This is a genomic window from Pseudomonas sp. GW822-FHT02D10, from assembly GCF_058802345.1.
Genome location: NZ_JBXAOB010000002.1, coordinates 385,819 through 398,639, shown reverse-complemented (window position 1 = coordinate 398,639; position 12,821 = coordinate 385,819). Strand labels below are relative to the sequence as shown.

Annotated in this window: 14 protein-coding genes, 1 other RNA gene and 1 pseudogene; 6 read left to right on the top strand and 10 right to left on the bottom strand. The window is 60.9% G+C overall.

Annotated elements, in window-relative coordinates; all coding sequences use genetic code 11:
* The first annotated feature begins 146 nt into the window (after positions 1-146).
* Entirely contained in the window at positions 147-1,286 is a 1,140-nt protein-coding gene (locus AC1RPZ_RS05065) for a DegT/DnrJ/EryC1/StrS family aminotransferase (protein WP_493135445.1), read from the top strand.
* Between the two features lie 95 nt (positions 1,287-1,381).
* Here the strand turns inward: AC1RPZ_RS05065 and gcvH are convergent, their stop codons facing one another.
* The 9 genes and pseudogenes from gcvH to AC1RPZ_RS05020 all read right to left on the bottom strand — a co-directional run bounded on the left by gcvH (position 1,382) and on the right by AC1RPZ_RS05020 (position 10,361).
* A complete protein-coding gene (gcvH, locus tag AC1RPZ_RS05060; protein WP_493135443.1) occupies positions 1,382-1,765 on the bottom strand; it encodes a glycine cleavage system protein GcvH in 384 nt (127 codons plus the stop codon).
* A gap of 52 nt (positions 1,766-1,817) precedes the next feature.
* The gene (gene gcvT / locus AC1RPZ_RS05055) at positions 1,818-2,900 is read right to left on the bottom strand and encodes a glycine cleavage system aminomethyltransferase GcvT (RefSeq protein WP_493135441.1); all 1,083 of its coding nucleotides are present in this window, start codon (positions 2,898-2,900) and stop codon (positions 1,818-1,820) included.
* A gap of 155 nt (positions 2,901-3,055) precedes the next feature.
* Positions 3,056-4,672 carry an ABC transporter permease gene (locus tag AC1RPZ_RS05050; protein ID WP_493135439.1) on the bottom strand — a complete coding sequence of 539 codons (1,617 nt, stop codon included), beginning with the start codon at positions 4,670-4,672 and terminating at the stop codon, positions 3,056-3,058.
* 8 nt (positions 4,673-4,680) lie between these two features.
* On the bottom strand, positions 4,681-5,682 hold the full coding sequence (locus AC1RPZ_RS05045; protein WP_493135437.1) for an extracellular solute-binding protein: 1,002 nt from the start codon (positions 5,680-5,682) through the stop codon (positions 4,681-4,683).
* Between the two features lie 248 nt (positions 5,683-5,930).
* On the bottom strand, positions 5,931-7,148 hold the full coding sequence (locus tag AC1RPZ_RS05040) for a 2-octaprenyl-3-methyl-6-methoxy-1,4-benzoquinol hydroxylase (RefSeq protein ID WP_493135702.1): 1,218 nt from the start codon (positions 7,146-7,148) through the stop codon (positions 5,931-5,933).
* Positions 7,149-7,157: 9 nt separating this feature from the next.
* Positions 7,158-7,241: pseudogene (locus tag AC1RPZ_RS05035) on the bottom strand (tetrameric acyl-CoA thioesterase); the annotation flags it as partial.
* A gap of 13 nt (positions 7,242-7,254) precedes the next feature.
* A complete protein-coding gene (ubiH, locus tag AC1RPZ_RS05030) occupies positions 7,255-8,442 on the bottom strand; it encodes a 2-octaprenyl-6-methoxyphenyl hydroxylase (protein WP_493135435.1) in 1,188 nt (395 codons plus the stop codon).
* Positions 8,439-9,773: a Xaa-Pro aminopeptidase gene (pepP, locus tag AC1RPZ_RS05025; RefSeq protein ID WP_493135433.1), complete on the bottom strand. Its 1,335-nt coding sequence runs from the start codon at positions 9,771-9,773 to the stop codon at positions 8,439-8,441. Before pepP ends, ubiH begins: the two co-directional genes overlap by 4 nt.
* Before the next feature lie 27 nt (positions 9,774-9,800).
* Positions 9,801-10,361: a YecA/YgfB family protein gene (locus AC1RPZ_RS05020; protein WP_493135431.1), complete on the bottom strand. Its 561-nt coding sequence runs from the start codon at positions 10,359-10,361 to the stop codon at positions 9,801-9,803.
* A 123-nt stretch (positions 10,362-10,484) separates the two neighbouring features.
* Here AC1RPZ_RS05020 and AC1RPZ_RS05015 point away from each other — a divergent pair, with 123 nt between their 5' ends.
* The 4 genes from AC1RPZ_RS05015 (at position 10,485) to AC1RPZ_RS05000 (ending at position 11,911) form a co-directional block, all read left to right on the top strand.
* Positions 10,485-10,694 (top strand): TIGR02449 family protein, encoded by a 210-nt coding sequence (locus tag AC1RPZ_RS05015; RefSeq protein WP_401212767.1) that lies wholly within the window; start codon positions 10,485-10,487, stop codon positions 10,692-10,694.
* Positions 10,691-11,008, top strand: a complete 318-nt coding sequence (locus tag AC1RPZ_RS05010) for a cell division protein ZapA (RefSeq protein ID WP_019694181.1) — start codon at positions 10,691-10,693, stop codon at positions 11,006-11,008. Before AC1RPZ_RS05015 ends, AC1RPZ_RS05010 begins: the two co-directional genes overlap by 4 nt.
* A 30-nt stretch (positions 11,009-11,038) precedes the next feature.
* Positions 11,039-11,217, top strand: a non-coding RNA gene (ssrS, locus tag AC1RPZ_RS05005) — 6S RNA.
* 88 nt (positions 11,218-11,305) lie between these two features.
* Positions 11,306-11,911 (top strand): 5-formyltetrahydrofolate cyclo-ligase, encoded by a 606-nt coding sequence (locus AC1RPZ_RS05000; protein ID WP_493135700.1) that lies wholly within the window; start codon positions 11,306-11,308, stop codon positions 11,909-11,911.
* Positions 11,912-11,953: 42 nt separating this feature from the next.
* On the opposite strand, the gene AC1RPZ_RS04995 is transcribed toward AC1RPZ_RS05000, so the two are convergent.
* On the bottom strand, positions 11,954-12,109 hold the full coding sequence (locus AC1RPZ_RS04995) for a hypothetical protein (protein WP_493135429.1): 156 nt from the start codon (positions 12,107-12,109) through the stop codon (positions 11,954-11,956).
* 197 nt (positions 12,110-12,306) lie between these two features.
* Here AC1RPZ_RS04995 and AC1RPZ_RS04990 point away from each other — a divergent pair, with 197 nt between their 5' ends.
* Entirely contained in the window at positions 12,307-12,756 is a 450-nt protein-coding gene (locus AC1RPZ_RS04990) for an EVE domain-containing protein (protein WP_493135427.1), read from the top strand.
* Positions 12,757-12,821 lie beyond the last annotated feature (65 nt).

Genomic DNA, 12,821 nt, shown 5'->3' with positions numbered 1-12,821 from the left:
CTCTCTTGAATGGCGCTCAACGTCGATGCAACTCGATCAAAGCAGCATAGCTCCCCCTGTGCACTCGGCATGGCGTCTTTGCTCAATCAGGCTCATCATGTGCGGCGCATACATCTACCGTCAGCCAATCGGGTGCACTGATCGTCATGAGCCAACTGCCTTTTCTGCCGTTTTCCAAACCTACTATCGATGAAGCCACAATTGCCGCTGTCGGCGATGTCCTGCGCTCCGGCTGGATCACCAGCGGGCCCAAGGTTCAGGCGTTCGAAGCCCAGCTCTCGGAGTTTTTTGGCGGCCGTCCGGTGCGCACGTTCAACTCCGGGACCTGCACCATGGAGATCGCCCTGCGCATCGCCGGGATCGGTGCCGGTGACGAAGTCATCACCACGCCGATTTCCTGGGTCGCCACGGCCAACGTGATTCTCGAAGTGGGCGCCACCCCGGTGTTTGCCGACATCGACCCGATCACCCGCAACATCGACCTGGACCAACTCGAAGCGGCCATTACCCCGCGCACCAAGGCCATCATCCCGGTGTACCTCGCCGGTTTGCCGGTGGACATGAGCCGTCTGTATGCGATCGCGAAGAAGCATGGCCTGCGCATTGTCGAAGACGCCGCCCAGGCACTGGGTTCGAGCTGGAATGGTCAGCGCATCGGCGCTACGGGCGACTTCGTGTCGTTCAGCTTCCAGGCGAACAAGAACGTCACCTCCTCGGAAGGTGGCTGCCTGGTGTTGAACAACGCTGAAGAAGTACGGCTGGCCGAGAAGTATCGCCTGCAAGGCGTGACCCGCACTGGTTTCGATGGCCTGGACGTCGATGTGCTGGGTGGCAAGTTCAACATGACCGACGTGGCGGCCGCCATTGGCCTGGGCCAATTCGCGCACATTGATGCCATCACCGCTCATCGTCGCGAGCTGGCCAAGCATTACTTCGCTTGTTTCGGCAATGATTTCGAAGCCAAATACGGTGCGCAGCTGCCACCGGCGGACTTCACCAACAGCAACTGGCACCTGTTCCAGCTGGTGCTGCCAGAGCGCAAGGACGGCAAACCGGCCCGCGCGACGTTCATGGAGCAAATGCAGGAACTGGGCGTCGGCATCGGCTACCACTACCCGCCGATCCACCTGCTGAGCCTTTACCGCGAACGCGGTTTCAAGGAAGGCATGTTCCCGGTGTCCGAGCGCGTCGGTCGTCTGATCGTTTCGCTGCCGATGTTCACGGCCATGAGCAAAAGCGATGTCGAGCGTTCAGTGGCGGCGGTGAAGGCCGTTTTGCAGGCTTGATACATGCCTGACTCACCGTAGGAGCTGCCGCAGGCTGCGATCTTTGTTCAGAAGATCAAAAGATCGCAGCCTGCGGCAGCTCCTACGGGCGAGCATTACTCGCCGATGGCGTTCTTGTAGCCAGTAGGGTCGAGCAACTTGTCCAGTTCAGAGGTATCACTTGGCTCGAGCTTGAAGAACCAGCTGTCGTATGGCGCGCTGTTGACCAGTTCCGGGTTGTTGGCCAACTCTTCGTTAATCGCAATGACGGTACCGGAGACCGGCGAGTAGATATCCGACGCGGCCTTGACCGACTCGACGACGCCCGCAGTCTCACCGGCAGCGAACACCTTGCCGATTTCCGGCAGCTCGACGAACACTACATCACCCAAGGCTTCCTGAGCGTGGTCTGAAATACCGACTTTTACGCCGCCATCTTCATCCAGACGGGCCCATTCGTGACTTTCGGCAAAACGCAGGTCGGCAGGGATATCGCTCATGTTCTGTGTCCTCAAGAAGAAATGTCAGCGGTTGATTGCCCGCCAGAAAAAGTTAGATCAGGGTTTTGCCATGACGCACGAAGGTCGGTTTGACCACCCGAACCGGGTACCACTTGCCACGAATTTCCACTTCTGCCCGGTCGGCGGTCGCCATCGGCACACGCGCCAAGGCGATCGATTTGCTAAGCGTAGGAGAGAAACTACCACTGGTGATCTCCCCTTCGCCAACATCAGCGATGCGAACCACCTGATGGGCGCGTAAAACTCCACGTTCTTCGAGCACCAGACCGACCAGTTTGTGCTTCACGCCAGTCGCCCGTTCAGCCTCTAACGCCACCCGGCCGATGAATTGACGGGTGGCCGGTTCCCAGGCAATGCTCCAGGCCATATTGGACGCCAGCGGTGAGACGTCCTGATGAATGTCCTGACCGTAGAGGTTCATTCCGGCCTCAAGGCGCAGCGTATCGCGAGCGCCGAGGCCAATGGGCGATATGCCGGCGCCGACCAGATCGTTGAAAAACCCCGGCGCCTGATCGGCCGGCAGGGCAATCTCCAGACCGTCTTCGCCGGTGTAGCCGGTACGGGCGATGAACCAGTCACCGTCACAGTGCCCTTCGAACGGTTTGAGTTGCTGGATCAGCGTGCCACGGGACTGGGTCACCAGTTCGGCGATTTTTTGCCGCGCGTGCGGACCTTGAATCGCCAGCATCGCCAACTCGCTGCGCTCATGCAGTTGCACCTGATAGTCGCCAAGCTGGGCCTGCATCCAGGCCATGTCCTGATCGCGGGTGGCGGCGTTTACCACCAGACGGTAAGCGTTTTCCAGGCGATAGACGATCATGTCGTCGACCACCCCGCCCCGCTCATTGAGCATGGTGCTGTACAAGGCACGGCCGACACTGTGCAGACGTTCGACATCATTGGCCAGCACATGCTGGAGCCAAGCCTTGGCCTGAGGGCCGCTGACATCGATTACGGTCATATGGGAGACATCGAAAACCCCACAGTCGCGGCGCACCTGATGGTGTTCCTCGACCTGCGAGCCGTAATGCAATGGCATATCCCAACCGCCAAAATCGACCATCTTCGCGCCGAGTGCGAGATGAAGGTCATACAGAGGCGTACGCTGTCCCATGGGTTTCTCCTTCCGGGCGTGGCGAAGGTACGGACAGGCGCTGCATGGTTGAAAGCCTTGAAATAGAGGGCTTCCAGCCAATTTCAGCAACCCGGTCTGAAGGACGATCCGCACCGAATGCCGCGCATTGTAGCCGCAAGGTGTAGGACTGACACCTAGCCGTTTCGATGTGCCGAGCGGCGGATCAATCCGATGACCGGTAACAGTCCCACCAGAATCAACGTCAGCGCGGGCAACGACGCCCGCGCCCACTCGCCTTCGCTGGTCATTTCGAAGATCCGCACCGCCAGCGTGTCCCAGCCAAACGGGCGCATCAGCAAGGTCGCGGGCATTTCCTTGAGCACATCGACGAACACCAGCAACGCCGCGCTCAGCGTGCCGGGCAGCAACAGCGGCAGATACACCTTGAAAAACAGTCGTGGCCCACTGACACCCAAACTGCGTGCAGCTTCCGGCAATGACGGGCGGATCCGCGCCAGGCTGTTTTCCAACGGCCCGTAGGCCACCGCAATGAATCGCACCAGATACGCCAGCAGCAACGCCGACAAGCTGCCCAGCAGCAACGGTTTACCTGCACCGCCGAGCCAGCCTGACAGCGGCACCACCAGTTCGCGGTCCAGATAACTGAACGCCAGCATGATCGATACCGCCAGCACCGAACCGGGCAAGGCGTAGCCGATATTGGCCAGGCTGACTCCGGAGCGAATCGCCCGTGTCGGTGCCAGGCGTCGGGCAAACGCCAGCAGCAGCGCGACGCTGACGGTGATCAGCGCGGCCATGGCGCCCAGGTACAGCGTCTGCGTGATCAGCCCGGTGTAACGCTCGTCCAGGTCGAAGCGCCCGCGCTGCCAGAACCACGCCACCAGTTGCAGCAACGGAATGACGAACGCACAGGCAAACACCAGCCCGCACCAACTGCTGGCAGCCGCAGCCTTGAACCCGCGCAGGTGATAGAGCGCCTTGCCCCGTGGCCGCTCGTTACTCGCCTGGCTGGCACCGCGAGCGCGGCGTTCGCCGTAAAGCAGCAGCATCACCACCAGCAGCAACAGGCTGGCCAGTTGTGCGGCGCTCGACAGGCTGAAGAAGCCGTACCAGGTTTTGTAGATCGCCGTGGTGAAGGTGTCGAAGTTGAACACCGACACCGCACCGAAATCCGCCAGCGTCTCCATCAACGCCAAGGCGACACCGGCACCAATCGCTGGCCGGGCCATCGGCAAGGCCACACGCCAGAATGCTTGCCACGGTGACTGGCCTAGCACTCGCGCAGCCTCCATCAAACCTTTGCCCTGAGCCAGAAACGCCGTACGCGCCAGCAGGTAGACATAGGGATAGAACACCAGCACCAACACCAGAATCACCCCACCGGTGGAGCGCACGCGCGGCAGCCGCAAACCGCTGCCGAACCCTTCGCGCAGCAGAGTTTGCACGGGGCCAGAGAAATCCAGCAGCCCGACAAAAACGAATGCCAACACATAGGCCGGGATCGCAAACGGCAGCATCAGCGCCCAATCCAGCCACCGTCGCCCTGGGAACTCGCAAAGGCTGGTCAGCCACGCCAGGCTCACGCCCAGCAGTGTGACGCCAACCCCGACGCCGAGGATCAGCGTCAGGGTGTTGCCCAGCAAGCGCGGCATCTGGGTGTCCCACAGGTGCGACCAGATCTGCAGGTCGACGGTTTGCCACGACAGCAGCAATACGCTGAGCGGCAGCAGCACCAGGGCGGCAACGACGAAAACCAGCGGATACCAACGGCGTTGGGCGAGATGGGCCAAGGAAAAGCTCAGTTCCAGCCCGCGCGGTCCATCAGGCGAATGGCTTCAGCCTGACGCAGACCCGCCACTTCAACCGGCAGGGTATCCGGGATGAACGTGCCCCAGGCCTCGACTTCAGCGGACGGTTTCACCGTCGGGTTGGCCGGGAATTCCTGGTTAACGTCGGCGAAGATTTTTTGCGCTTCGGGGGTGGTCATCCATTCCACCAGAGCCTTGGCGGCTTCCGGATGCGGCGCGTATCGGGTCAGGCCAATGCCCGACAGGTTCACGTGTACGCCACGGTCAGCCTGGTTTGGCCAGAACAGTTTGACCGGCAGATCCGGCTTCTGCTGGTGCAGACGGCCGTAGTAGTAAGTGTTGACGATACCGACGTCGCATTGCCCGGCGCTGATCGCTTGCAGTACGGCGATGTCGTCGGAGAACACGTCAGTGGACAGGTTGCGAACCCAGCCCTTGATGATTGCTTCGGTTTTATCCGCGCCATGGGTTTCGATCAGGGTGGCGGTCAACGACTGGTTGTAGACCTTCTTCGCGGTACGCAGGCACAGGCGACCTTCCCACTGCTTGTCAGCCAATGCTTCATAGGTGGTCAGTTCCGAAGGTTTTACCCGCTCGGTGGAATAGGCCAGCGTCCGTGCCCGCAGGCTCAGACCGGTCCAGGCATGAGAAGCGGCGCGGTATTGCTGCGGGATGTTGGTGTCGATCACCTTGGAGGTGAACGGCTGCAGGATGCCCATTTGCTCGGCCTGCCAGAGGTTGCCGGCATCGACGGTGAGCAGCAGGTCGGCGGTGGCGTTCTCGCCTTCGGCCTTGATGCGCTGCATCAGCGGCGCTTCCTTGTCGGTGATGAACTTGACCTTTACGCCGGTTTTTTGGGTGTAGGCATCGAAGACCGGTTTGATCAGCTCGTCGATACGCGAGGAGTAGACCACCACCTCGTCAGCGGCCTGAGCGGTGGTGCCCAGCAGAGTCAGGGCGAGGGCTGTCAGTAGACGCTTCGGTGCCAACATGGGAGCGGTCTCTCGAAATCAAAAATGAGCCGAAATGATAAGGACTCACATTTAGCTTCTCAACCGATCCTGCCCCGGAGGAGTTACCGGATGTTGCACCACCGGGGATTGATGGTGAATGTGCAGCCGCCATCGCGAGCAAGCTCGCTCCCACAGGGGAGCACCTGTCATCACAAAACCTGTGAACACCGGGGATACTGTGGGAGCGAGCTTGCTCGCGATGGCGGCATCGGCTCCGACGCAAAATGTCAGGCCTTGGCGAGCTCCGGCAGATCCCCGATCAATCCAAGCGCTTCGCGCACGAACAGCGCCTTGGCTTCGGGCATCTGGTCGACCATTTTCAACCCGGTGTTGCGCAACCAGCGCAGCGGCAAAGGGTCGGCCTGGAACAAGCGCTCAAAGCCTTCCATCGCCGCCATCAGCGCCAGGTTGTGGGGCATGCGACGGCGCTCGTAGCGACTCAAGACCTTCACATCCGCCAGGCGCTCGCCACGGCTGGCCGCGTGCAGCAGCACTTCGGCCAGCACCGCCGCATCGAGAAAACCGAGGTTGACGCCCTGCCCGGCCAACGGATGAATGGTGTGAGCGGCGTCGCCGATCAGCGCCAGGCCCTCAGCCACATAGCGCTTGGCGTGGCGCTGACGCAGCGGCACGCACAGTCGCGGGTCGGCGCTCAGCACGCTGCCCAGGCGCCCTTCGAAGGCGCGCTCCAGCTCATGACAGAAGCCTTCGTCATCCAGCGCCATCAGGCGTTCGGCTTCGCTCGGGGTGGTCGACCAGACGATCGAGCACCAGTCTTGCTGACCGTCACGCTCCAAGGGCAGGAACGCCAGCGGACCGTGGTCGGTAAAACGCTGCCAGGCCGTCATCTGGTGCGCCAGCGTGCTGCGAACGCTGGTGACGATGGCGTGATGCAGATAATCCCACTCGCGAGTCGCGACACCGGTGAGGCGGCGCACAGCCGAGTTGGCGCCGTCCGCCGCGATCACCAGGGGGGCACGCAGCGTGCGGCCATCGGCCAGGGTCAGCAGCCAGTCGTCGCCGGAACGGCGCATCTGCTCCAGACGCGCGTTGGCCAGCAGGCCCAGGTCGCAATCATGCAGGCGATCGAGCAGCGCATCCTGCACCACCCGGTTCTCGACGATATGCCCGAGCGTCTCGGCGTGGACGCTGGTGGCCGAGAAATGAATCTGCCCGGTGCCGCTGCCGTCCCAGACATGCATGTCGGTATAAGCGCTGCAGCGCCGACTGACGACGCCCTCCCACACACCCAGACGCTCGAGAATCCGCTGACTGGCGGCCGACAAGGCACTCACCCGAGGCTCGAACGCCGACTGTGCGTCGAAGGGTTTCACGCTCATGGGGCTGCCGTCGAGCAGCAGGACTTCCAGCCCACTGTTCTGTAACGCCAGCGCCAACGCGCTCCCAACCATTCCGGCCCCGACAATCAGCAGATCTGCGCGCATTTCCATGCTTTAAGCCTGTCTCGCTTGCGGCTTGAGCCGCACGTAAAGGGTTTTATCGACCAAGGTGCCGGCGCCGTCGTGAATATCTAAACGCTGGGTTAACCACTCAACCATCGGAACGTGTTCCCAAGCCCATGGCTTGCCGGGCGAACCAGCGTTTGGCCGGCGGCAACAGATCGAGGCCCAGCAGGCCAATATTGCGGCCCAGCGATACCAGCGGTTGGGTACTGCCGAACAACCGGGTGACCTGATCGGAGAAACCTACGGTGAGGTTCTGGTCCAGGCGCTGGCGTTCGCGGTAAGCCTGCAAGGTCGCGAAGTCGCCCGGTGCACTCTGGCTGGCGAGCAGCGCTTCGGCCAAGGCCTGAGCGTCGCGCAGCGACAAATTGAAGCCCTGGCCGGCAATCGGGTGCAGGCTGTGGGCGGCGTTGCCCAGTACAGCCAGATGCGAACGCACCTGTTCTTCGGCTTCGATCAACGACAACGGGTACAAATGCCGCGCGCCAACCTGTTTAAGCGTGCCGAGGCGATAGCCGAACACACCCTGCAACTCGCTGAGGAAGCTGCGCTCATCCAGTGCGGCCAGACGCTGCGCGTCCATGCCAAGGCGAGTCCAGACCAGCGCGCAGCGGTTTTCCGGTAGCGGCAGCAAGGCCATCGGACCATCATCGGTGAAGCGCTCGAACGCCATGCCGTTGTGGGCTTCGCTCGGGGTAATGTTGGCGATCAACGCACTTTGATTGTATGGACGCTTTTTGACGCCGATCCCCAGCTGCTCGCGCAAGCCCGAACGGCCGCCATCGGCCAGCACCGCGAGGTCGCATTCAAGGCTGGTTTCGTCGTTGAGGGTCAAGCGGTAGCCGTCTTCCAGCGGTTCCATGCGCGTGACTTCGGCCGGGCAACGCCAGCTGATCACGTCCTTGTCCAGGCCCTGCCAGAGGCATTGGCCGAGCCAGGCGTTTTCCACCACATAACCCAGGGCCGGAACGCCCTCTTCCATGGCCGACAGCCGCGCGGTCGAGAAGCGCCCACGGTCGGAAACATGGATTTGTTTGATCGGCTCGGCGCGGCGGGAAATTTCCTGCCACAGGCCCAGCCGCTGATAAATTTGCCGAGCCCCAAAGGACAGCGCCGAAGAACGCGCGTCATAGCTTGGCTGGTAGGTGTGGCCGGGCGCGAACGGTTCGATCAGCACGATCTTCCAGCCACGGGCACGGGCACCGGCTTGCAAGGCCAGCGCCAGACTGGCGCCCACCAGACCGCCACCGATGATTGCCAGATTGACTCTGCTCATGCTGCTTCAATCCGTGCAGCGGCCATCAGGGCCTCGATCTCGACGACCGTTCTCGGCACGCCATTGGTGAGGATTTCACAGCCCTGTTTGGTCACTACCACGTCATCCTCAATGCGCACGCCAATGCCGCGCCATTTCTTCGCCACGTTCAGATTGCCCGAGGCAATGTAGATGCCCGGTTCGACGGTCAACGCCATACCGACTTCCAGCACCCGCCACTCACCGCCGACCTTGTACTCGCCGACATCATGCACATCCATGCCCAGCCAATGACCGGCGCGGTGCATGTAAAACGCCTTGTAGGCTTCGCTGGCAATCAACTCATCGACCTCGCCCTGCAACAAACCGAGCTTCACCAGACCGGCGGTAATCACCTGAACCGTCGCCTCGTGCGCCTGATTCCAGTGCTTGTTGGGTGCGATCTGGGCAAATGCGGCTTCCTGCGACGCCAACACCAACTCGTAGATCGCCTTCTGTTCCGGCGAATACTTGCCATTGACCGGCCAGGTGCGGGTGATGTCGCTGGCGTAGCAGTCGATCTCGCAACCGGCGTCGATCAGCACCAGATCGCCGTCCTTGAGCTGCGCGTCATTCTGCTGGTAATGCAGGATGCAGCTGTTGCGCCCGGCAGCGACGATCGAACCATATGCCGGCATTTTCGCCCCACCTTTGCGGAACTCGTAATCGAGTTCGGCTTCCAGGCTGAACTCATGCAAACCGACACGGCTGGCCTGCATGGCGCGGACGTGCGCCTGCGCGGAAATCCGCGCAGCTTCGCGCATCACCTTCACTTCTGCCGCCGATTTATACAGGCGCATGTCGTGAAGCAGATGATCCAGCGCAACGAATTCGTTCGGCGGCTGGGCGCCCAGGTGCGCTTTAGAGCGGATCACGTTGATCCAGTCCATCAGGTGGCGATCGAATTCGGGATTGCTGCCCATCGCCGAATACACCCGGTCACGACCTTCGATCAGGCCCGGCAGGATGTCGTCGATGTCGGTGATCGGAAAAGCGTCGTCGGCACCGAAATCGCGAATCGCGCCTTCCTGCCCGGCACGCAGGCCATCCCACAGTTCGCGTTCGGCGTTGCGTTCACGGCAGAACAGGATGTATTCGCCATGCTCACGACCGGGCATCAGTACGATGACGGCCTGAGGCTCGGGGAAACCACTGAGGTACTGGAAGTCGCTGTCCTGTCGGTAAACGTGCTCGACGTCGCGATTACGGATCGCCACGGCGGCGGCCGGCAGGATTGCGATGCTGTTGGGTTCCATCTGCGCCATCAACGCCTTGCGGCGGCGGGTGTATTCCGATTTAGGGATATGAATCATGGGCAGATGGCAGTCCCTTACAAACGATCAGTGCAGAGAAGGTTTGGCAGCAGCGGCTTGCGCCGGTTTTTTGGTCTCGGTGAACAGCAGCAATGGCGCGACCCGCAGGTACTCCATGACTTCCATATAGTCGCTTTCGCCGTCGTCGGATTCTTCCAGTGCATCCTGAACCTGGGCGATGGCCGCCAGATCCTGCAACACCTCAGTGGCCTCGGTGCTCAGGGTGCTGCTGTCACGGCAGTTCAGGCCGAAGCCGCTGAGGAAGCCATGGCACCACTGGCCCAGTGCAGCGGCACGTTCGGCGAGTGGCGCGTCGTCAGTCGGCAACAGCAGAACGACGGTCATGTCGTCGCTGGTCAGCTCGCCCTTGACCATCTCCTGCAGGCCGATCAGGGCGTTGCGGACGTTGTCTTGTGGCTCGCCTTCGAGCAATTCGGCGGCGTCGACTAGCCAGCCGTCGACTTCAAAACCGGCACCGGCGCAACTGCGGCCGAGCAGCAGGCCGTGAAGTTCAGCAGGCGAGGCAGGATGGCCGCTGGTGCTCAGCAGGGTGGCGAAGGCTTGATACGGAGAATTCTGAATGGGCATGGGCAGCTAGGCGCCAGACGGCGCTATGTCTAGAATGAAGGCCTTGTATCCTACATCGACAGACTCGCCAAGACTATTAAAGGCTGCCAGTTACCACCCATCAGACAAATCCCGTGGAACACTATGGAAGACAACGACCTGCAAGCGCTGATGGCCAGACTCGAGCTGCTAATTACCCGAGTCGAGCAACTTAAGAGCCAAAACGGACTCCTATTAGCTCAGGAAAAGACCTGGCGCGAGGAACGCGCGCACCTCATTGAAAAAAACGAAATCGCCCGGCGTAAGGTCGAATCGATGATTTCGCGCCTCAAGGCCCTGGAGCAAGACTCATGAGTTCAAGCAATAGCGTTACCGTGCAGATCCTCGATAAAGAGTACTCGATCATTTGCCCCCAGGAAGAGCGCAGCAACCTGGTGAGCGCCGCCCGTTACCTGGACGGCAAAATGCGCGAAATCCGCAGCAGCGGCAAAGTCATCGGCGCCGATCGTATCGCCGTGATGGCCGCGTTGAACATCACTCACGATCTGTTGCACACCCGAGAACGTCCTGACGTACAGGCCAGTGGCTCGACCCGCGAGCAGGTGCGTGATCTGCTTGATCGAGTGGATCTGGTGCTCGCCACCGATCCGGATGTCAGCAAAGGCTGATTCCTGGGGGTGGTTGCGGTATACTCGCGCCACTCCCTGGGGTGCTTGCCAGTTGACGATGTCCCTGAGCCGATTCGCACTACCCTGGAAGTTGCACGTTGGGCTGGTGTGCATGTCCGCTAGACGGAAAGCCTTAAAGCCTACTGCATCTTCCACCTTGAACTTTCGGGTTCAAGGGCTAAGTCGACAGCGGTTCATCCGGGGAGCCTGATTCAAGCCGATGCCAGTTTATTGCTGGCATCGGCTTTTTACGAAGGCACCAATCTGGTGCCCTCGACACTCGAACAGCCCATGACGATGACCGAACCTGCGCCGCTTTCCCGCCCGCAACTTCGACGCATGCTGCGCAAGGCCCGTCGCGCACTGAGCAACAGTGAGCAACGCCAGGCCGCCCGCGGGCTGTATCGGCAATTGGCGCAACATCCGCTATTTCGCCGCGCCAAACACATTTCCCTGTACCTGCCCACCGACGGTGAAATCGACCCGCGCCTGCTGCTGCGCGCCGCTCAACGTCGGGGCAAGGCAACTTACCTGCCGGTACTCAGCGCCTGGCCGCGAACCAAGATGGTTTTCCAGCGGATTCGCCCCGGTGAAAAGCTGCGGCCTAACCGCTTTCGCATTCTCGAACCACGGGTCAACCGGGCTAAGCAACGCAAGGTCTGGGCACTGGATCTGGTGCTGTTGCCGCTGGTCGGTTTTGACGAACACGGTGGACGTCTGGGGATGGGGGGCGGTTTCTACGATCGCAGCCTGGCCTATCTGGCGCGCCGCAAAAACTGGCGCAAGCCGACGCTGCTGGGCCTGGCCCATGAATGTCAGAAAGTCGAAAAACTGGCTCAAGCGAGCTGGGATGTACCGTTGCAAGGAACGGTGACTGACAGGAAGTGGTATTTCGCAGACTAGACTCAGACGCCACTGCCATCAGCGGCGTCGCTTGCAGCGGGTTTAGCGCTTGTGCGGCTTTAGATGTTGTTGCTGTTGCGCGACGTCGATCGGTGCATCGGTCTTGTTAGCCCAGAGGCTTTGCGCATAACCCGTGGTTACGACGCCCAGGCCGAACACAATAACCAAAATCCACAGTAAATCCGGTTTGCGTTTCATCGATTGCCCCCCTCAAGGCATGTCGCACACGATGACAGCAACGGTACCGAAATAGGCCGTGCTTGCCGCGTCTCGCTTAAAAGTCCGGCATTTTGCGGTAACGTGAAGCGACACGCAAACGCTGGCGTCAACCGACCGTCGGTTTGTCATAAAATTGCCGGGCACCTTTCCCGGCCACCGCTTTCGGAGCAAAAAAGATGGCCTATTGGCTTATGAAATCCGAGCCCGACGAGCTCTCGATCAAAGGCCTGGAGAAGCTCGGCGAAGCCCGCTGGGACGGCGTTCGCAACTACCAGGCACGCAATTTTTTGCGGGTCATGGCCGCCGGTGACGAATTTTTCTTTTATCACTCCAGCTGCCCCGAGCCGGGCATCGCCGGGATCGGGCGGATCATCGAAGCAGCGTATCCGGACCCGACGGCGCTGGAACCCGAAAGTGTTTATTTCGACCCGAAGGCCACTCCTGAGAAAAATGCCTGGAGTGCGATCAATGTCGCTCACGTCGAGACATTTCCCAAGGTGCTGAAGCTCGACTATCTGAAACAGCAGGCAGCACTGGCAGAGATGCCGTTGGTACAGAAAGGCTCGCGACTGTCGGTGATGCCGGTGACCGCCGAACAATGGGCGGTGGTGCTCGACCTGCGCTAAATAACGCAGAACCGCCCGGTCACCCGATCAATCGGGTTAGGCTTGGCCCTCAGTTGACGGACATC

Excerpts from the sequence above, each read along its gene's own strand:
- AC1RPZ_RS05065 (WP_493135445.1), top strand. The coding sequence starts at position 147 with ATGAGCCAACTGCCTTTTCTGCCGTTTTCCAAACCTACTATCGATGAA.
- gcvH (WP_493135443.1), bottom strand. The coding sequence starts at position 1,765 with ATGAGCGATATCCCTGCCGACCTGCGTTTTGCCGAAAGTCACGAATGG.
- gcvT (WP_493135441.1), bottom strand. The coding sequence starts at position 2,900 with ATGGGACAGCGTACGCCTCTGTATGACCTTCATCTCGCACTCGGCGCG.
- AC1RPZ_RS05045 (WP_493135437.1), bottom strand. The coding sequence starts at position 5,682 with ATGTTGGCACCGAAGCGTCTACTGACAGCCCTCGCCCTGACTCTGCTG.
- AC1RPZ_RS05040 (WP_493135702.1), bottom strand. The coding sequence starts at position 7,148 with ATGCGCGCAGATCTGCTGATTGTCGGGGCCGGAATGGTTGGGAGCGCG.
- ubiH (WP_493135435.1), bottom strand. The coding sequence starts at position 8,442 with ATGAGCAGAGTCAATCTGGCAATCATCGGTGGCGGTCTGGTGGGCGCC.
- pepP (WP_493135433.1), bottom strand. The coding sequence starts at position 9,773 with ATGATTCATATCCCTAAATCGGAATACACCCGCCGCCGCAAGGCGTTG.
- AC1RPZ_RS05020 (WP_493135431.1), bottom strand. The coding sequence starts at position 10,361 with ATGCCCATTCAGAATTCTCCGTATCAAGCCTTCGCCACCCTGCTGAGC.
- AC1RPZ_RS05015 (WP_401212767.1), top strand. The coding sequence starts at position 10,485 with ATGGAAGACAACGACCTGCAAGCGCTGATGGCCAGACTCGAGCTGCTA.
- AC1RPZ_RS05010 (WP_019694181.1), top strand. The coding sequence starts at position 10,691 with ATGAGTTCAAGCAATAGCGTTACCGTGCAGATCCTCGATAAAGAGTAC.
- AC1RPZ_RS05000 (WP_493135700.1), top strand. The coding sequence starts at position 11,306 with ATGACCGAACCTGCGCCGCTTTCCCGCCCGCAACTTCGACGCATGCTG.
- AC1RPZ_RS04995 (WP_493135429.1), bottom strand. The coding sequence starts at position 12,109 with ATGAAACGCAAACCGGATTTACTGTGGATTTTGGTTATTGTGTTCGGC.
- AC1RPZ_RS04990 (WP_493135427.1), top strand. The coding sequence starts at position 12,307 with ATGGCCTATTGGCTTATGAAATCCGAGCCCGACGAGCTCTCGATCAAA.